16 protein-coding genes are annotated in these 18,153 nt (G+C 47.9%); 7 read left to right on the plus strand and 9 right to left on the minus strand.

What is annotated here, in order from left to right; translation table 11 throughout:
* Positions 1–62: 62 nt before the first annotated feature.
* The 4 genes from AC1XUF_RS16545 to AC1XUF_RS16560 all read left to right on the plus strand — a co-directional run bounded on the left by AC1XUF_RS16545 (position 63) and on the right by AC1XUF_RS16560 (position 2,689).
* Positions 63–431, plus strand: a complete 369-nt coding sequence (locus AC1XUF_RS16545; protein WP_483342930.1) for a hypothetical protein — start codon at positions 63–65, stop codon at positions 429–431.
* Positions 432–534: 103 nt separating this feature from the next.
* Positions 535–1,020, plus strand: coding sequence for a response regulator transcription factor (locus tag AC1XUF_RS16550; RefSeq protein ID WP_483342931.1), 486 nt, complete (start codon positions 535–537; stop codon positions 1,018–1,020).
* A gap of 66 nt (positions 1,021–1,086) precedes the next feature.
* Complete coding sequence (locus tag AC1XUF_RS16555) at positions 1,087–1,620, plus strand: DUF4199 domain-containing protein (RefSeq protein WP_483342932.1); 534 nt, start codon at positions 1,087–1,089, stop codon at positions 1,618–1,620.
* A 190-nt stretch (positions 1,621–1,810) separates the two neighbouring features.
* On the plus strand, positions 1,811–2,689 hold the full coding sequence (locus AC1XUF_RS16560) for a helix-turn-helix domain-containing protein (protein ID WP_483342933.1): 879 nt from the start codon (positions 1,811–1,813) through the stop codon (positions 2,687–2,689).
* A 3-nt stretch (positions 2,690–2,692) separates the two neighbouring features.
* On the opposite strand, the gene AC1XUF_RS16565 is transcribed toward AC1XUF_RS16560, so the two are convergent.
* From AC1XUF_RS16565 to AC1XUF_RS16595, 7 genes are all read right to left on the minus strand, one after another.
* Positions 2,693–2,959, minus strand: a complete 267-nt coding sequence (locus AC1XUF_RS16565; protein WP_483342934.1) for a DUF983 domain-containing protein — start codon at positions 2,957–2,959, stop codon at positions 2,693–2,695.
* A gap of 221 nt (positions 2,960–3,180) precedes the next feature.
* On the minus strand, positions 3,181–3,762 hold the full coding sequence (locus tag AC1XUF_RS16570) for a chemotaxis protein CheB (protein WP_483342935.1): 582 nt from the start codon (positions 3,760–3,762) through the stop codon (positions 3,181–3,183).
* Positions 3,744–4,553: a CheR family methyltransferase gene (locus tag AC1XUF_RS16575; protein WP_483342936.1), complete on the minus strand. Its 810-nt coding sequence runs from the start codon at positions 4,551–4,553 to the stop codon at positions 3,744–3,746. The genes AC1XUF_RS16570 and AC1XUF_RS16575 overlap by 19 nt, the downstream gene beginning before the upstream one ends.
* A gap of 10 nt (positions 4,554–4,563) precedes the next feature.
* On the minus strand, positions 4,564–4,929 hold the full coding sequence (locus tag AC1XUF_RS16580; RefSeq protein ID WP_483342937.1) for a response regulator: 366 nt from the start codon (positions 4,927–4,929) through the stop codon (positions 4,564–4,566).
* Between the two features lie 130 nt (positions 4,930–5,059).
* A complete protein-coding gene (locus AC1XUF_RS16585; protein ID WP_483342938.1) occupies positions 5,060–8,662 on the minus strand; it encodes a response regulator in 3,603 nt (1,200 codons plus the stop codon).
* Positions 8,659–10,272 (minus strand): hybrid sensor histidine kinase/response regulator, encoded by a 1,614-nt coding sequence (locus AC1XUF_RS16590; protein ID WP_483342939.1) that lies wholly within the window; start codon positions 10,270–10,272, stop codon positions 8,659–8,661. Before AC1XUF_RS16590 ends, AC1XUF_RS16585 begins: the two co-directional genes overlap by 4 nt.
* Positions 10,273–10,492: 220 nt before the next feature.
* Positions 10,493–10,750 (minus strand): hypothetical protein, encoded by a 258-nt coding sequence (locus tag AC1XUF_RS16595; RefSeq protein ID WP_483342940.1) that lies wholly within the window; start codon positions 10,748–10,750, stop codon positions 10,493–10,495.
* Positions 10,751–10,942: 192 nt separating this feature from the next.
* On the opposite strand from AC1XUF_RS16595, the gene glgX reads away from it, so the two are divergent.
* On the plus strand, positions 10,943–13,123 hold the full coding sequence (gene glgX, locus AC1XUF_RS16600) for a glycogen debranching protein GlgX (protein ID WP_483343114.1): 2,181 nt from the start codon (positions 10,943–10,945) through the stop codon (positions 13,121–13,123).
* Positions 13,120–14,967, plus strand: coding sequence for a malto-oligosyltrehalose trehalohydrolase (treZ, locus tag AC1XUF_RS16605; RefSeq protein WP_483342941.1), 1,848 nt, complete (start codon positions 13,120–13,122; stop codon positions 14,965–14,967). The genes glgX and treZ overlap by 4 nt, the downstream gene beginning before the upstream one ends.
* Here treZ and AC1XUF_RS16610 read toward each other — a convergent pair.
* Together AC1XUF_RS16610 and AC1XUF_RS16615 are read right to left on the minus strand one after the other, a co-directional pair.
* Positions 14,954–15,526 carry a hypothetical protein gene (locus tag AC1XUF_RS16610; RefSeq protein ID WP_483342942.1) on the minus strand — a complete coding sequence of 191 codons (573 nt, stop codon included), beginning with the start codon at positions 15,524–15,526 and terminating at the stop codon, positions 14,954–14,956. The two genes, treZ and AC1XUF_RS16610, sit on opposite strands and share 14 nt — an antisense overlap.
* Positions 15,527–15,623: 97 nt before the next feature.
* Positions 15,624–16,511, minus strand: coding sequence for an AraC family transcriptional regulator (locus AC1XUF_RS16615; RefSeq protein WP_483342943.1), 888 nt, complete (start codon positions 16,509–16,511; stop codon positions 15,624–15,626).
* Positions 16,512–16,686: 175 nt separating this feature from the next.
* On the opposite strand from AC1XUF_RS16615, the gene AC1XUF_RS16620 reads away from it, so the two are divergent.
* A complete protein-coding gene (locus AC1XUF_RS16620) occupies positions 16,687–18,126 on the plus strand; it encodes an arabinose isomerase (RefSeq protein WP_483342944.1) in 1,440 nt (479 codons plus the stop codon).
* Positions 18,127–18,153: the final 27 nt, after the last annotated feature.

The following is an 18,153-nucleotide window of genomic DNA, read 5'->3' on the forward strand; positions in this document are numbered from 1 at the left end:
AATCAGTCCGCTTTTCGCCAGCTACTGTATATTGCATAGTACCTTGCAAAACAATTTTAGCCATGAAATTCAAACTGTTATTTCCAATTGGAGTGTTGCTTTTAAGCTTTTTTTCTTGCCGTGATGCACAGAATATCGACATTAAAGTGGTTGACGATGATGCGGTTTACAAGTATTCAGCTTCGTTCCCTCGTAACAGAAGCAGGCTGGTTGAAAGGTTTATTAACAACCGGATCGCCCCTTCGAGCATCAGTTATGACGATTATGTGGACCTGACAACTACGCTCGATGATCAAACGACATTTGAGTACGAAGCTGCCCCGGGAGAGCTGCGGATCGAACTCGACAAAAGGATAAATAGTCCCGCGTCCTATATGAGGATCAAGAAAATGTGTGAGGGGCTTAATCAGATCATCAATCCCAAAAAATAGCCAGCGTTCTGCCGACTACCTGCGTAGCCAAAATTAAAGCCTTCCGACTTCAAAAAAGTTTTAATTTTGGAAACGTTATACTGCTCATATTACCGCGGGTCGCATGGTAGCTGGTTTCTTCGCCAAACACAGACAAATCATCCTGTACGGCATTTCGCTTGCGCTGCTTTTATTTCTGTTAAAGTGGCTGGAACTCCGTTTTTTGGTCATTAACCACATTATTGAAATATATGCCGGCGGCATTGCTGTGATTTTTACCGGTCTGGGCGTCTGGCTCGCATTGAAGTTGACGAAGCCGAGAGTGGAAACGATCGTGGTTGAAAAGGAAGTCCGCATTTTTGCGGAGGACAACTTCGCTTTTAATGAAGCCGAAATGGCCCGGCTCGGTTTAAGTAAGCGGGAACTGGAAGTTTTGCAGTTGATTGCAGAGGGGCTGAGCAACCAGGATATCGCATCGAGGCTGTTTGTCTCCCTGCATACGGTCAAAACACATTCGTCGCGGCTTTTTGATAAAATGGAGGTGAAAAGCAGGACCCAGGCTGTGGAAAAGGCAAAAAGGCTGGGACTTTTGGCCAAAAATCACTCTTAAGTATGAACGGTAAAAGGCGCAGGGACTTCAATTTTGCATCATCAGTTTCATCAAAAATTTAATGATATGAAAAGAATTGTCTTGACCTGCGGATTGATTTCCGGCATCATCGTTTCGGTTTTTATGGTCTCCTTTATTGCCTGGTGTTTTTCTAAAGGGAATTACGAAGGGAGTCTGTGGGCGGGTTACGCCTCGATGCTGCTCGCCTTTTCGCTCATTTTCGTGGGGGTGAAAAATTACCGTGATAAGTACAATCAGGGCGTCGTCTCATTTGGCAAAGCATTCAAGATCGGGCTTTACATTTCGCTCCTTGCCTCCACGGTGTATGTGATTGCCTGGCTGATCGATTATTATTTCTTTGTTCCGGATTTTATGGAAAAATTTTGCTCGGCAACCCTCAAAAGAGTGCAGGCCGAAGGAATGAGCGGCGTTGAGCTGGAAGAGAAAATCGCCGAAATGGATATGTATAAATCCATGTATAAAAGTCCGCTGATGGTTATCCTGCTGACTTACATGGAGATCCTGCCGGTGGGCCTGATCGTTTCTCTTCTTTCGGCGCTGATCCTGAAAAAGCCGGAGCCCAAAGCAGGAATAGCCTGACAGGCAATGGTCGGAGCCGCGTGAAATATTCCATTATAACGGCCTATCCTCAGAAATATGGTTAGGCTCGACCTGTCAACATAATCCATGACACGGTGGTGATCGCAAGGTCTCCGGGAAAAGAGGGCCGGCTGCGCGAAATTTCGGGGTCGTACCGTAACTTGCATCGCTGGAATAACAACGACCTGCCGTGCATACTACTTTTCCAAGATTGGATATTGGACCCCTGACTAACTATCAGGCGGAAGATGTAATGATCAGCCGGTTTTCGGATTACCTTGCGGCTCATCAAAATCTGGTTTTCCCGCACCGGCATAGCTTCTATCAGCTTGTGCTTTTTACGCAAGGAGGAGGATCTCACACCATTGATTTTCATCGGTTTGAGGTAATGCCTTACCAGATCTATTTCATGCTTCCGGGGCAGGTGCACGCCTGGAATTTCGAAGGGGAAATGGACGGATATGTGATCAATTTTTCGGAATCCTTTTTCCGTTCCTTCCTGCTGCAGCCTGATTACCTCGATATGTTTTCATTTTTTGACGGCGACGCCCGCCATGCGGTGGTCCAGTTAAAAGCCGGCTTGCGGGATAACTGCACAGGCATTTTCGAGAACATGCTCTTTCAGGTCGGTCAGCCTTTGGTATTCCGGGAAGACATGATCAGGGTTTTGATGCTGCAGATTTTCCTTATGATCGAGCAAAGCGATTCTATCGAATCAGGAAATGATCGGCCATACCATAAGAGTCAGACAATCAGAGACTTTAAAAAGCTGATTGAAAATCATTATGAATCGCTGCGGCTGCCTGGGGAATATGCGAAGTTGCTGCATATTACGCCCAATCACCTTAATGCTGTTTGTAAAGAGCAGTTGGGTAAGCAGGCGGGTGAAATGATCAGGAACCGGATCACGCTGGAAGCCAAGCGACTGCTGGTGAACAGGGACCTCACAGTTTCCCAAATATCAGATAAGCTGAATTTCAACGACAACTCGTATTTCTCCAAATTCTTCAAAAAGGAAACCGGCAGCACGCCGGAGGAATTCCGGCGTAAGTCTTTGAACCCGCCGTGACTGTCAGATCATTTCTTTGGGGGCCGGTTTGATGAACAATGCCAGCCAGGACCGCCTTGCCAGCCTGTAAAACAACGGGGTCAACAAGATCAGGATAGGAATGATGCTGATCAGGAAGTAGTCGAGGTATTGTTTGAAAAAGTTTACAAAAATCAAAAAGTAAATCACCATAAAAGCCACGTAGAACGAATAGCTCATATAAAGCGCGCCCTGGTAAAACCCTGGCTCAGGTACCAGGTTTTCGCCGCAATGAGGACAATGCTTGTGCATCTTGTCGAAATTTTTGAGGCTATAGGCGCTCTTGGTGATGAAAAAGTCGCCAACCCCACACCTGGGGCATTTGTTGAATAAAACGCTATATAATCTATTGGGCTTTGCCATATTGTGAATCGGTCAAAATTGAAAAAAGCATATGCAAATCTCCTCAGAATGGCAATCGGAACAAAAGACTGATCATTTCTTTTATGGTAGAAATCAACGATTGTTCATTTTTATACTAGGCTGTTGATGAATTCTGCCATCCGACTGATATCCAAAATATAATCGGCGAGTCCGTTGGAAATGGCATGCTGGGGCATAAAAGGCATCTGGGCTGTCTCGGGGTCCTGAACCACCGTTCGCCCGCCCGATTTTTTGATACACGAAAGTCCGTAGGTGCCGTCTTCATTGGCACCTGACAAAAGCAGTGCCACTACGGCAGCGCGATAAACTTCCGATGCCGATTCGAAGGTTACATCAATACTGGGCCGGCTGAAATTGACCTTTTCGGAATAATCCAGCGAAAATGTACGATCCTTCTCGATAAGAAGGTGATAATCAGCGGGAGCCAGGTAAATGTTGCCCGGGGAAACGGGATCTTTATCCTCTACTTCCCGCGTCGGATAGACGCTTTTCGAGGAAAGCAGCTCAGACAATGAGGAATCGCCCGAATTCCGGCGATGCAGGATCAGTACCACAGGAAAAGTGAACCCGGCATGGAGCAGCGGCAGTAATTTAAACAGCACTTCAAGGCTTCCCGCTGAGCCAGCTATCAATAAGATTTCGCAAGACGGTGTTAGACGATTTTCTTCCATATTTTCTCGCGGTTGAGCTGTTTGAACTTACTCTGAACAGCCGAAAACTTGAGTGTTTCCTTGGTACCCAGGGCCAGGTAACCCAGTGAACCCAAACTGGCGTCGAAAAGCTTCAGAACCCTGTCCTGCAGGTCCTTGTCAAAATAGATCAGTACGTTTCGGCACAAGATCAGGTCAAATTCGTTGAAGGAGCTGTCAGATACCAGGTTATGGGTGGAAATGATGATTTTTTCCGAAAGCTCCCGGTCCAGCTTGGCCTGTCCGTAATTGGCGGTGTAATACATGGAAAAATCTTTAACGCCTCCCGAGGCGATATAGCTTTCGGAGTATTGCTTCATCTGGTTGAGCGGGAAAATCCCTTTACGGACTTTTTCCAGTACGCTCGGGTTCAGATCGGTAGCATACAAGAGTGATTTCCGGAGCAGGTTTGCTTCTTTCAACAAAATAGCCATTGAATAAACCTCTTCGCCTGTTGAACAACCAGCGTGCCATATCCGGATAAAAGGCTTGGTCCCAAGGATAGGCAGGATATCGTCCCGCAATGATTTGTAGAACGTGGGGTCACGGAACATCTCCGTCACATTCACGGTAATTTCCTCCACAAACCGTTTGAGATAATCCGGGTCGTTTTTTACCCGGTATCGCAGTTCAGCAAAGCTGGGGAATTTATCCAGCGAACATAGTCTCACGATACGCCTTTTCAGGGAAGCTCTGGAATAACTTGTAAAGTCATAGCCGTATAGATCAAACAAGTCATTCAGTAACAGATCTATATCCTCATCTTCGATCATTCCGCAAATCTTAAATATCCCGCAAAAGCTTTAATAATTTTTCGACATCTATTGGTTTTGAAATATAATCGTCGGCGCCGGCTTCCAGACATTTTTCCTTGTCGCCCACCATGGCCTGAGCGGTAACCGCAATAACGGGTATCCCTTTCCGCTGATCTATTTTTTTGATCAATGGAATTGCTTCGTAACCATCCATTTCGGGCATCATCATGTCGATCAGCACAGCATCTACTTCTTGCTCTGATCTTAGCAAATCCAATGCCTCAGGTGCGCCTGTACAGGAAACGCATTCAAATCCCTTGGCTTTGAGGGTGGCTTTCAAAGCGAAAATATTTCTGGCGTCGTCGTCAACGATCAGGACTTTCTTTTTATTCATGCAGGGTGTTGCGTTTTTAAGGGTTGGGAGGTAAAAGGGATTAAAAGTTCAAGTAGGGTTGATTATGTGAAATTTGGCCCTTTCACTTTTTGGCCATCAGTCTTTTAATCATTTTTGAGCGTGTTCATTTTCAAAACCTCTCGTAAAGCCATACGCGTAGTAACGAGAGCAACTGATCGATATCGACTGGTTTGGTAATATAGTCCGATGCCCCTGCATTGATGCATTTTTCCCGATCTCCCGTCATGGCTTTGGCGGTCACCGCGATCACCGGGAGATTTCGCCACTTGGGATTTTCGCGTATGCGCCTGGCCGTTTCATAACCATCCATCTGGGGCATCATCATATCCAGCAGCACCACGTCGGTTGCAGGATGTTCTTCCAGTTTCAGCAGTGCCTCCTTTCCGTCCAGGGCTGTGACGACGTTCATTTTATAGTTTTCCAACGACTTGGAAAGAGAGAAAATATTGCGGACATCGTCGTCGGCAATCAGGACCGTCTTGTTGCTCAGGATCTCGCCCAGGCCGCCCAGCTTCTTCTGTTCCGACAGCTTTTCTGGTCTTTTTTTGTTTTCTTCAACCACATGCAGGAACAGGGATACCTCATCCAGCATGCGCTGGTAGGAATGCGCGGTTTTAACGATGATAGAGTCCGCGTACTGCTTGATGCGCAATTCCTCCGACATGGAGAGACTTTTTCCTGTAAAAATGATGATCGGGATATTTTCAAAGCCCGGGTTTTTCTTGGCTTCTTCCAATGTTTCGTAGGCCTTTTTATCGGGAATACCCATGTCGAGAATGACACAGTCCACGTCCTTGCCCTGCAAAGCCTCAATCCCCTCGGAAATGTCGCTCTTAAGTTCCGAGTTGATGTTGAAAGTGCCAAGGTAGTAAGCCAGCGCTTTCGCGTGCATGGAGTTATCTTCCAGGATCAGCACCTTTTTGGATTCCTTGTTGATGACATGCTCGATCTTGTTCAAAACTTCCTGAATTTTGTCCACGGAGACGGGTTTGTCGATAAAATCGATGGCGCCTTTCATCAAGCTTTCGTTTTTCATGCGATGCGATGACATAATATGCACGGGGATATGCCGTGTTTCAGCATTGGCCTTCAACTGGTCCATGACCTCCCAGCCGCTTACCACGGGCAGCTGGATGTCCAGCAGGATTCCCATTGGTTTAAAGGTCCTGGCCAATTCCAATCCTTCGTCACCTCTTACAGCTACAATGCCTTTGTAGCCTTGTCGCCTCGTATACTCCAATACCGATTTCGCAAAAAACGTATCGTCTTCGATGATCAGGATCGTCCTGTCATTGACGGTGATTTCATTACGGTCGTCTGAAATGCTCTCGGGGATGATGGTACTGATAAACCTGGGGTCTTTTCCTGACGGGTTGCGCGGTTTAGTTTCCTCTGGGGGGCTAACGAAGAAATGATGGCTTTCAGGTTCTTTTACCGAATATTTTGGCGATACCGGGATGAAAATCGTGAACTCGCTTCCGTGATCCACGACACTGGTGAGCGATATTTCGCCGCCCAATAGTTTTACCAGTTCCCGGCTGATCGATAAACCAAGCCCTGTCCCTCCATATTTCCTTTTGGTCGAGCCGTCGGCCTGCTGAAATGCCTCAAATATTTGCTGCTGTTTGTCGGCAGCTACTCCGATGCCCGTATCCTTCACCATAAAGCAAATGACTTGATCGTTGCCTTCGAGCATTTTAATATTTACCTGGACCGAACCCCTGGACGTGAATTTCAGCGCATTGGATACAAGGTTTTTAATAATTTGCTCCAGACGCATCTTGTCTGTTTCGATCACTGCAGGGACACCCTGAGCTATATTGACTTGGAAGTCCAGACCTTTTTCCCGTGCAACAGGCGAAAAAAGCGCTTTCATATCATCGCTGATCTCCTTGATGGATACACTGAAATAATCGAGCTCCATTTTGCCAGCTTCAATTTTAGACAGGTCAAGTATCTCATCGATCAGGCCCAGCAAACCGTTGCCCGACGACTGAATAACGGTAGCGTATTCGATCTGGTCGCTGGTCAGGTTTTTCTCGTCATTTTCCGCCAGCAGCCTGCTCAGCAGCAGGATTGAATTGAGGGGTGTCCGCAACTCGTGCGACATATTGGCCAGGAATTCGGATTTATAGCGGGTAGTGAGTTCGAGCTCTTCCGCCTTTTTTTGGATTTCAAGATTCTTTTCTTCCAGTAACCCGCTTCGTTCCTCCAGCTCTTCATTCGTTTGCTGCAGTTCTTCCTGCTGCACCCGCAACTCCTCTTCCGAAGCCTGTAATTTCTGAGATTGAGCCTCGAGCTCCGCATTGAGGTTTTCCAATTCATTGTGCTGGTTCTGAAGCTCCTCTGCCTGGGCTTGTGTTTCTTCCAGGAAGTTTTGCAGCTTGAGGTAGTCCAATGCCGAATTAACCCCTGTTGCTATAGCTTCGAGATTATCATATAAGAAATTGAGCTCTATTTCCCCTGGCGGCGTCAGGAAAGCCAACTCGATTACGCCAATGCATTCGTACGCGTATGTGAGCGGGAGGATTGCCAGAGCGGCAGGTTTGCTCTCCCCCAGGGTCGAGGTGACCTGCAGATAATTTTCAGGGATGTTCTGTATGATCAGTGGTTTTTTGCTTTCGATCACCTGGCCAGCCAGGCCCTCACCAGACACGATCAGTTCCGGCGCGTTCTGGACAGCATAGCTTCCTGTCAGCCTGAAATTCCAGTCGGCGTCCAGGATATACATGGTTGCAAGCTGCGCGCCGGCATAGTCGGTAATGGCGTTCATGAGATTGGACGCGAGCTTTTTCAAAACCCGCTCACCCCGGATCGCGTCGCTGATTCGGACAGCGCCTGTTTGTAGCCAGTTTTTGGCCTGCAGATCAGTGATCGTTTTTTCCAGCGAACTGGTCATGGAGTTGAGCGCAACCGAGATCCGCCCGAGGTCATCTTCCAGTTCATCCTGGCTGCGTACAGAATAGTCGCCGTCGGATACCTGTTGGGTAATTTGTTCTATGTAACTGATCCTCCGGTTGGTTTCAGCATATTTTGCTGCTTCGATGTTCTGTAGGGCAATCCGCTTGTCCATGTCATTTTTGATCCGGACGTACGCGAATACTGTGATCAGGATCGAAATCAATGCCGCAATCACCAGCAGAATCGGCGTGTATTGGATATAGATCTGCTGCTGTTCGAGCCGTGCTTCGAGGATCTGGTTCTCCGTCTCCTTAATTCTTGAGACGACCAAGCGGAGATCGTCCATGATTTTCTTTCCGCGGAGCATTTCTTTCAGACGTTCTTCTGTATCATCAACAAAATGCTGCTTTCTCCGGGCCTGGTCGATGATGTTTTGCATCTGGCCAAATTTCGCTTCGTAAAGCGCCTTCAATTCTCGCAGGTACTTTTGCTGTACCGGGTTGTCTGCCGTCAGGTCCGAGAGTTTGTTGTAACTGTTAGTGGTTTTTTCGTAGGCGCCGTTATAAGGGTCCAAAAAACTGGGTTCAAGGGTGACCAGATATCCCCTCTGGCCTGTTTCAGCATCTTTCATATGCGAAATGATGCTTTCCGCCTCAATAAGAACTTCGTTGGTGTGGTTAACCAGCTCCGAATTATTGATCAGTTTTTGGGTACTGTAATAGGAAGCCAGGAGGCTGAAAATCAATAATAGAATGGAGAAGGAAAATACAATCTGTAACTGCTGAATGATGGAGTTAGAAGTTTTAGTCATAGGTTTTCGGTGTACTGATTTTCTGTTTGAGCATCATTCGGTGCTTTTTCCTGTACCAAAGGAAGCACCAATATAAATCTTGCACCCTGATTCTCTGTGCTTTGTGCAGAGATGAGGCCGTTATGTTTATCCATAATTTTTTTAGCAATAGCGAGACCGATCCCCGTTCCTTCGTAATTGCCCGGGTTATTGAGCCGCTGGAAAATGATAAAGATCCTGTCCAGGAATTTTTCATCAAAACCAATGCCATTATCTTCAATTGCAATCCTGCAAAAGCTCCCGTTTGCGGAAGGCAGAGCCTGGGAATGTTTAGCATCGACGAGATCATAGGTAATGGAGATTTCCGGCGCTATGTCTGGCTTTGAAAACTTCAATGCATTGCTGATCAGGTTCTGAAAAACCTGGCGTATCTGGCTCGGAATGGTGTCGATCACCGGCAGCTGCGCCATTCGGATCACAGCATTTCTTTCCCTGATCGCTTCGTCGAAGTCCGTAAGCAATTCATTCATCAGTTTGTTCAGGTCAGTTGGCTGGAAATGGGCCTTCATGGAAAGCCGGGAGTAATCCAGTAAATCGCTGATCAGCCGGGACATCCGCGCCGATGAGTTGATTGACCTGTTGAGATAAGATGTCGCCTCAGGGTTTTCACTTAAATACTTGTCCTTGATTAAGTGATTGAATGTCTGAATCTTACGAAGAGGTTCTTTGAGATCGTGGGATACCACCCATGCAAACTGCTGCAATTCGTGGTTGGTCGTCTCTAATTCTGAATTCTTGTCCAGCAGTTCCTGTGTCCTGATTTTTACTTTCAGTTCGAGCAGATCGTGGGCCATTTTCTGTTGGTGTATGTCTGTGAAAGTCCCAACCCAACGTGCGATTGTGCCGTTTTGGAGGATCGGGATGATTTTCAGAAGGAAATATCTGTAATCCTGTGTTGCCAGATGTTTGAGGCGTGCCTCTCCGGTAAATTCCAGGCCTTGCTCAAAGTGTCTCTCCCAGCTGTCCCAAATCGCATCCTCAGGGTGTATTTCGGGTAAGTTTTCGGTATCTTCGGAATATTGGAACCAATGCTCGTTGACATATTCGATTTTGCCGTCAATTTTGATCGTGAAGGCGATCTGAGGCAAGGACTCGAGAATGAAGCGAAGCTCCTGCATGCGCCCGGCCAGTTCTTCCTGGGCTCTCTTACGGGTTTCGATTTCGTTTCTGAGCGATTCCTGGATGACCTTTAGCTCCTGCTGTTGTTCGTAGAGTTTGTAAAAGGTTTTTACTTTTAACAACAGGATATCCGTGTCGACCGGCTTGGTGAGATAATCGATACCTCCGGAGCTATAACCTTTGGTGATGAAACGTTTTTCGGTATTAACTGCCGACAAGAATATGATCGGCGTATCTTTTGCCCTGCTAAATCCGGATATTGCTTCCGCAACCTCAAAGCCGTCCATCCCAGGCATCTGCACATCCATGATGATCACAGAATAAGTCGTTTTCAGGATTTTCTTTAAAGCTTCTTCCCCGGACTCCGCGCTATCTGTTTCAAAATCATGTAATTCCAGTATTTTTTTTAAAGGAAGGATATTCTCCGGCCTGTCGTCGACAATCAGAATCATAGTTTTGGGCAAAAAATTGAAAAGCGGCTGGAATGGCAGAATCCGGCATTCTGGGAAGAAATGCCGGGTGTCTTTTTTGTAAAACCAGGAAGTATATACGACACAAAGAAAACGATTTCTGCTGTGATGAGCTGTAATACAAAAAAAGTGTGTGTACGGGACAACGGCAAACAAAAATCATGCCTAAAACCCAGTTTTAAGCGATTTTTTACCAGCTTATTTATTCGCCCGTGACGCGTCCGCCCAATTCCGCCCTGACAATTTCCTTTAATTCCGCGACCCATTTCTGAACAGTAATCATAGGGTGAACAAACGGCGTTTCAAAATCTTCAACAATAGACGTATTGCCATTGATCTTTACCAACTCTATCAACGAATTGACGAGCTCTTCACCGGCCGAATTGTACGTTGTGTCTTCATTGGTGTTTTCAGTTTCTTCTAAAAAAGCGTACAGCAGTAACAGGCGTTGTGTATCCATAAAATGACGTTTTAATCTGTGTAAATCCACATCTGTGGAAAATTTTCCCGGGTGTCCCGGGGACATATTGGCATAATTTTATAGCAAATAGCATACTCAGGTCGATTTTGGGTCATTTTAGAAAGCAGGGAAGTGCGGATCGGCCTGTCCCGGCCATGTGTATGGTTCATGTGGGTAAAAAAAGAAAGTATGATGAGAAAAATTGCCAATCAAAAAGTTGTAGATCACTCTAAACTAGATAATGTAATCGTTTATCCGGGTGAGCCATATCCATTGGGCGCAACCTGGGATGAGCAAGGGGTTAATTTTGCCCTTTACTCTGAAAACGCCATAGGTGTCGATTTGTGCCTTTTCGATAGTGCAGATAGTATTTCTGAAAATGTAAAAATACAGATCAGGGAAGTAACACATCATGTCTGGCATGTCTATGTGCCCGGGCTCAAACCTGGCCAGTTGTATGGATACCGGGTGCATGGACCGTTTGAGCCTACGGTGGGATTGCGGTTCAACTCCAATAAGCTGCTCATTGATCCCTACGCAAAGTCGATCTCCGGTACCATCCAGTGGCATGATGCACTTTTTGGTTATGTGATCGGCGATCCCGTTGAAGACCTGAGTTTCAGCGAACTGGACAGTGCTTGTTATATCCCGAAGTCGGTGGTGATTGATCACCGCTTTGACTGGGAAGGGGTAAAGCCTCCTGAAATTCCCTATCACGATACCATTATATACGAAACGCATGTCAAGGGTTTCACCAAACTGCATCCCGATGTCCCCGAAGAGATCAGAGGCACTTATGCCGGGCTCGCACATCCTGCCAGTATAGGCTATCTTAAGAAGCTGGGCGTCAACGCGGTTGAACTGATGCCCGTTCATCATTTTGTTTCCGACCGCCACCTGAAAGAGAAGGGGCTTACCAATTACTGGGGGTACAATTCCATTGGATTCTTTGCTCCAGACGTTCGTTATAGCAGCTCGGGAACACATGGCGAACAGGTGATTGAATTCAAAAACATGGTGAAGGAGATGCACAGAGCCGGGATAGAAGTAATCCTGGATGTGGTGTACAACCACACCGGTGAAGGCAATCAGATGGGGCCGACACTCTCTTTCCGGGGGATCGACAACATGTCGTATTACCGTTTGATGGACGGACGGTATTACATGGATTATACCGGTACCGGAAATACGTTGAACGCCCGCCTGCCCAGCGTGTTGCGCCTGATTATGGATAGCCTCCGTTACTGGATCACCGAAATGCACGTGGATGGTTTCCGGTTTGACCTGGCGTCTACACTTGCCAGGGAGCTCCACGCGGTCGACAGGCTAAGCGCCTTTTTTGATATCATTCACCAGGATCCCGTCATTTCTCAGGTAAAACTGATCGCAGAACCTTGGGATATTGGCCATGATGGTTACCAGGTGGGCAAATTCCCAATCGGGTGGGCCGAGTGGAACGGCCGGTACCGTGATTGCATGCGGGATTACTGGAGGGGCGCGGATAGCATGCTCGCCGAGTTTGCCGAACGCTTCACCGGGAGCTCCGATCTGTATAAAGGCGAGGACCGCCGCCCGACTGCCAGCATCAACTTCATTACTGCACACGACGGTTTCACCCTGAACGACCTGGTGTCGTATAATGAAAAGCGTAACTTCGAGAACGGAGAGGATAACAGGGACGGGGAGGATCACAACCGCTCATGGAACTGTGGCGAGGAAGGGCCCAGCGGCAACCCGGAGGTGATTGAGTTGCGCGAAAGACAAAAAGGGAATTTCCTGACAACCCTCTTTCTTTCACAAGGCGTGCCTATGCTGGTGGCTGGTGACGAATGGGGACGGACACAGGGCGGTAACAATAATGCGTATTGCCAGGACAACGAGATTTCCTGGCTTAACTGGGAAAAAGCAGACCAGAAGCTGCTGGCTTTTACCCAAAAGCTGATCGCGTTTGTTAAAAGACATCCGACTTTCCGCCGCAAACATTGGTTTCGAGGTGTGCCTATTAAGGGTATAGGCCTGGAAGACATTGCGTGGTTCCTGCCAGAGGGTACGGAAATGCCTGAAGAAAACTGGAACCATGATTATGCCAAATCTCTCGGCATCTTTTTAAACGGAAAGGGTATCAGGCACGTGAATCCCAAAGGAGAAGCCATTTATGACGACAGTTTTTATATGATTTTCAACGCACATTATGAGCCTGTCACCTATACTTTGCCCCCCGAGAAATACGGAAGTAGCTGGGTAAAGGTAATTGATACGGTTGATTGCTGTGTTAGTGAGGATGGGCAGATCATAGGGGCCGGCGCATCCTTTATCGTCGAGAGCAGGTCGGTAGTTGTTTTTAAGCATGCATTGGAAAAACAAAAGATATGAATTCTTACGAATTATGGCGTGGTTTGCCCGGTGTCAGCTTCAATGAATTCGGTGAAGCAAAAATCCTGGTTTGGGCTCCTGAGGCTGAAAGTGTACATGTTTTGCTTTTTTCACCGGAAAGAATACTTCCCCTCAAAAGGGAACATTATGGGTATTGGTCGCTGCTCACGGACGAGCTGGCACCGGGTGGCCTCTACCAGTTTTCGATCAACGGCGGTGACGCATTGCCGGATCCCGCCACACTGTCGCAGCCGCAGGGTGTCCACGGGCCATCGGCGGCTCACGATATCAGGGATTTTCAATGGACTGACAAGGACTGGCAAAATCCCTTCTTAAGGGATTACATCATTTACGAACTCCATACAGGTACTTTTACGGCTGAGGGGACTTTCGCTGCAATGGAATCCAGGCTGGATTATCTGACGGAGCTCGGCATCACGGCAATCGAGATCATGCCGGTTTCGCAGTTTGCCGGGCCGCGTAATTGGGGCTATGATAGCGTATTTCCCTATTGTGTACAGGATTCCTACGGCGGGCCGGAAGGTCTGCAGAGCCTGGTTAATGCCTGTCATGCGAAGGGGCTTGCTGTGATCCTGGATGTTGTTTACAACCATATGGGTCCCGAAGGGAATATCCTTGCACAGTTCGGTCCGTATTTTACGAACCAATACCATACGCCCTGGGGCGACGCACTTAATTTTGACGACAAATGGAGCGACGGCGTGAGACAGTATTTTATAGAAAATGCGCTGCTGTGGTTCCGTGATTTTCATATAGATGGCCTTCGTATGGACGCCGTTCACGCGATCAAGGATTTTGGTCCCGTCCACTTGCTGCGCGAAATCCGGGAACGCTTAGACGAACTGACGAGGCAAACTGGAAGGGCGCATTACCTCATCATCGAGATGGATCTCAATGATACAAGGTTCATCAGCCCGGTTTCAAAAGGAGGCTATGGGATGGATGCGCAATGGATTGACGAGTTTCATCATGCGCTAAGAGTTTCGTCGGGGCAGCAGCGTAGTGGATATTATTCTGACTTTGAGCCAATTGTTTCTCTTTCAAAGTCGTTTAAAGATGCTTATGTCTACGACGGGGGTTATTCCGAGCACCGCAAGCGGCGATTTGGCGTGAAAGCCGACGGCCACCCGGGCGGGCAGTTTGTGGTGTTCTCTCAGAATCATGACCATATTGGAAACCGGATGCTGGGAGAGCGGACCAGCATGCTGGTGAGTTTTGAAATGCAGAAGCTCCTGGCAGGGGCTGTGATGGTCAGTCCTTACCTACCACTACTTTTCATGGGCGAGGAATGGGCTGAAACAAACCCTTTTCAATATTTCGTAAGCCATACCGACCCCAAACTGGCAGACGCGGTACGGGAAGGCCGGAAGCGGGAATTTGCAGCATTTCACCTGGAAGGGGAGGCCCCCGACCCCATGTCGGAGGAGACTTTTAATGTCTCCAAATTGCAATGGTCGCTTTTAGACGAGGAGCCGCACCGGACCATGTTCGGCTACTACAAGAAACTGATCGGTCTGAGGAAACAGCAGCCTGCTTTGAGCAATGCCGACCGAAGCGGCCTTTCAGTAGAAGCATTCCCGGAAAAGGAGCTGATCCTGGTTGAGCGTGTTTCATCGGAACAACACCTCGTCGGCATACTCAATTTTTCGAAATCGAACCAGGAAGTTTCATTTCCTGCTTCTTTTGCAGACTGGAATAAGCTGATCGCCTCCTCCGATGAACAATGGAGTGGCCCTACGAACTTGCCTGAGCATGTTGATTCTGGAGTTCTCCTGGTTGCGCCGGAGTCATTTGCGCTTTATGCCCATATCATAAATTCCTGATCTTGATCCTGATTTCCTGCGGGGCCGGCTCATCCCCTCCGAAATAAGGCAACAGCTTGTAGGCGATTCCGACCCCGCCAGAACAATGGCGGGGCATTGTTGTTTCGATACCGTGGTAGGTGAAAAGGTACGAATTGTCCTTAAGCTCAATCTTAAAGCTTGTAGGTTCATTGAGTTCTGCCGTTCCCAATTCTTTTTCCATCCGCTGACCATTCACATATACGTACGCATAAATACGTAGCGCGCCCTCACGCCAGTTCCAGCCAAACCTCGCGCTGTTGTTCTGATGCTGGGAACTGCAGTCGGAAAAGCCGTACAATTTATTGATATCGTTCTGGTTTTCGGGAACTGCATTCCGGTACACGCAGCTGCTGTCGAACAGGGCCTGGAAGTGCATCGAGCTTGAGGTAAAGGGCGTATTGATGCTGTTGTCAGGGTCGTGGTTACCGGCACGAATGGTGTACGTTATAAAATCGTCGCCGAAGCTGGGCGTGTTGCCGATCCAATCGCAGGAAGCGGCGCAGAATAAGAGAAAAATCAGGAACAGGGCTAATCTCATGGCATTGTTTGTTCGGGACGTCGCGGACCGGCGTTGCTACCGATCAGCTAATCAACGAACTGCCGGTGCGAAAATTGAATGGACATGGACCAGAATTCTATCCCTCCCGGTAGGCAGACGGAGTTACGGTCATCTTCTTCCGGAATATTCTTGAAAAATAAAATTCTGACTCAAATCCTGATTTATAGGCGATTTCAGACACTGAAAAAGAAGTTTCTCTCAGCATTTCACAAGCTTTTTCAATTTTAAGGTTGAGGTGGTACTGGCCGGGCGAAGTCCCTACGACCTCTTTGAAAGCTTTCCTGAACCAGCCGTAACTAACGCCGTTTTGCGTTGCGAGTTTCTCCATATCGATATTCCCCTGGCAGTTTTCATGGATCTGATGCCGCATGCGGTGTACGAGCTTTTCCTTATATGACCTTGCCTGGTCGGTCATAAGAGCGGAAGCGTACACGAGCCCCAGTAATTGGATCACCAGACAAGAGGAAATTTGCTTGTACGCAACTCCTTCGAATTTAAGCGTTTGCACCAGTCTCAAAAATACATTCAGCAGTTCGGAGTTAAAACCGATTTTGATCAGCGGACTATCCGCGCTGAAACATTCCTGACGCATCAGGTATTCGGAGTAATGGCCTCCGAAACCGACCCAGAATTCCTCCCAGCCGGTATCGGGCGATGGCTTGTAGCGATGCCAGACACCGGGAAAAAGCAGAAAAGCCGTGCCGGCTTCAACCAGGGTCGCAGGGATGTTTTCTGTTTCAAAGATGCCGCTGCCGCTAGAAATATACACCAGCTGAAATTCCTGGATCACCCTGCCTTTTTCCCAATCGAAATAATAACTGTCGGGGTGGTTGGCGTCGGGATAAGGCTTCTGTACAGGGTGCACGTTATGCCCGACGTTCAGAATGGAGACACCCCAGTTCGGTTCTGCGTCAGCCAGTCGTTCCAGCTGTTCCGCATCAAAGTATTTACGGTATAGTTCCATATCAATTTGTGCAAATAATGTATCACTTTATTCATTGTATGTAATCTTCCCTGTGTCCTATTTTTGCAGACAATAATTGAAATTTTTGCCTATGAAACTGTAAAATTCAATAAAAAAAATTAAAATGCACAAATTTTACTACCAGGAAATTTCAGCGTGATTTGTATTTTTTGATATGACAACAAGGAGGAAATATAATCTTAAAGCCGGACTTTTTGGGATAGGCTTGCAGGCTTATTGGGAGCAGTTCGAAGGGCTGGAGGAGCGGTTGAAAGGTTATGTAGGTCTGGTCGGGGAAAAGCTTACGGGCTTTGGTGCCGAGATGATCAATCTGGGGCTGATCGATACGCCCGAGAAGGCTTTGGATGCCGGGCACGCGTTCAGGGAGGCCGATGTAGACCTGATATTTCTGTACGTTACCACTTATGCGCTTTCTTCAACTGTTTTGCCGGTTGTGAAGAGGGCAAAGGTTCCTGTGATTGTGCTTAACCTGGCACCAGAAGCGGCCATCGACTACAAATGGTTCAACAGTCTGAACGACCGCACAAAAATGACCGGAGAATGGCTCGCTTACTGTTCGGCCTGCCCTGTGCCCGAGATCGCCAATGTTTTCAATCGTTCGCGAATACCGTTTTATCAGATCACCGGAATGCTTCACAATGATCCCCTGGCCTGGAATGAAGCGAGGGAGTGGGTCGAAGCTGCGCAGGTTGCCCATACCATGTCGCACAACCGGCTTGGCGTGATGGGGAATTACTATTCGGGGATGCTGGACATCTATTCGGACCTCACACGGCAATGTGCAGTGTTTGGAGGACATGTTGAAGTGATCGAAGTAGATGAACTTTCGGCCCTGAGGCAAGAAGTGACTGAGGACGAGGTGTCTGATATGCTAGAAAAAATTGATTCTGCTTTTGAAGTGCAGCCCGATTGTGCGGAGGCAGAATTGAAAAGGGCCGCGAAAACCGCTGTCGCGTTGGATAGGCTGGTCGACAAATACCAGCTGGGTTCCATGGCGTACTACCACAAAGGAACCGGTAACCCGATGAACGAGGATTCTATGAGCTCCGTGATCCTTGGAAATTCATTGCTGACCGGACGCGGGATACCTGTGGCCGGGGAATACGAAATCAAGAATGCCCAGGCGATGAAGATTATGGATAGCTTTGGTGCAGGGGGTTCATTTACAGAGTATTATGCAATGGATTTCAATGACGACATCGTACTGATGGGCCACGACGGGCCCGGTCATATCGCAATCGCGCAAGGGAAAACCAAAGTCAGACCGCTGTATGTGTACCATGGAAAAGTGGGCAATGGGCTTTCGGTGGAAATGAGCGTGCGGCATGGACCGGTTACACTGCTGTCGGTGGTCGAAACCTGGGATGGTAAGGTCACCTTGCTGGTCGCAGAGGGGGAATCGGTCCTGGGACCGATCCTGGAAATCGGGAATACCAATAGCAGGTACCGGTTTTCCATCGGGGCCAGGAAGTTTGTTGAAAACTGGAACAGCCACGGACCGGCGCATCATTGTGCGGTGGGTGTGGGGCACATCACTTCCAAAATTAAAAAACTGGGTCAATTGCTTGGGATTGAAACGATTGTAGTTTGCTAAGCACGGGTTTCAAAATGAAACAGACCG

The sequence above is a fragment of the Dyadobacter sp. HNCC25DJ185 genome (assembly GCF_056895195.1).

Bases quoted from the DNA above. Each gene is read 5' to 3' on its own strand.
- AC1XUF_RS16545 (WP_483342930.1), top strand. From the start codon at position 63: ATGAAATTCAAACTGTTATTTCCAATTGGAGTGTTGCTTTTAAGCTTT.
- AC1XUF_RS16550 (WP_483342931.1), top strand. From the start codon at position 535: ATGGTAGCTGGTTTCTTCGCCAAACACAGACAAATCATCCTGTACGGC.
- AC1XUF_RS16555 (WP_483342932.1), top strand. From the start codon at position 1,087: ATGAAAAGAATTGTCTTGACCTGCGGATTGATTTCCGGCATCATCGTT.
- AC1XUF_RS16565 (WP_483342934.1), bottom strand. From the start codon at position 2,959: ATGCACAAGCATTGTCCTCATTGCGGCGAAAACCTGGTACCTGAGCCA.
- AC1XUF_RS16570 (WP_483342935.1), bottom strand. From the start codon at position 3,762: ATGGAAGAAAATCGTCTAACACCGTCTTGCGAAATCTTATTGATAGCT.
- AC1XUF_RS16575 (WP_483342936.1), bottom strand. From the start codon at position 4,553: ATGATCGAAGATGAGGATATAGATCTGTTACTGAATGACTTGTTTGAT.
- AC1XUF_RS16580 (WP_483342937.1), bottom strand. From the start codon at position 4,929: ATGAATAAAAAGAAAGTCCTGATCGTTGACGACGACGCCAGAAATATT.
- AC1XUF_RS16585 (WP_483342938.1), bottom strand. From the start codon at position 8,662: ATGACTAAAACTTCTAACTCCATCATTCAGCAGTTACAGATTGTATTT.
- AC1XUF_RS16590 (WP_483342939.1), bottom strand. From the start codon at position 10,272: ATGATTCTGATTGTCGACGACAGGCCGGAGAATATCCTTCCTTTAAAA.
- AC1XUF_RS16595 (WP_483342940.1), bottom strand. From the start codon at position 10,750: ATGGATACACAACGCCTGTTACTGCTGTACGCTTTTTTAGAAGAAACT.
- glgX (WP_483343114.1), top strand. From the start codon at position 10,943: ATGAGAAAAATTGCCAATCAAAAAGTTGTAGATCACTCTAAACTAGAT.
- treZ (WP_483342941.1), top strand. From the start codon at position 13,120: ATGAATTCTTACGAATTATGGCGTGGTTTGCCCGGTGTCAGCTTCAAT.
- AC1XUF_RS16610 (WP_483342942.1), bottom strand. From the start codon at position 15,526: ATGAGATTAGCCCTGTTCCTGATTTTTCTCTTATTCTGCGCCGCTTCC.
- AC1XUF_RS16615 (WP_483342943.1), bottom strand. From the start codon at position 16,511: ATGGAACTATACCGTAAATACTTTGATGCGGAACAGCTGGAACGACTG.
- AC1XUF_RS16620 (WP_483342944.1), top strand. From the start codon at position 16,687: ATGACAACAAGGAGGAAATATAATCTTAAAGCCGGACTTTTTGGGATA.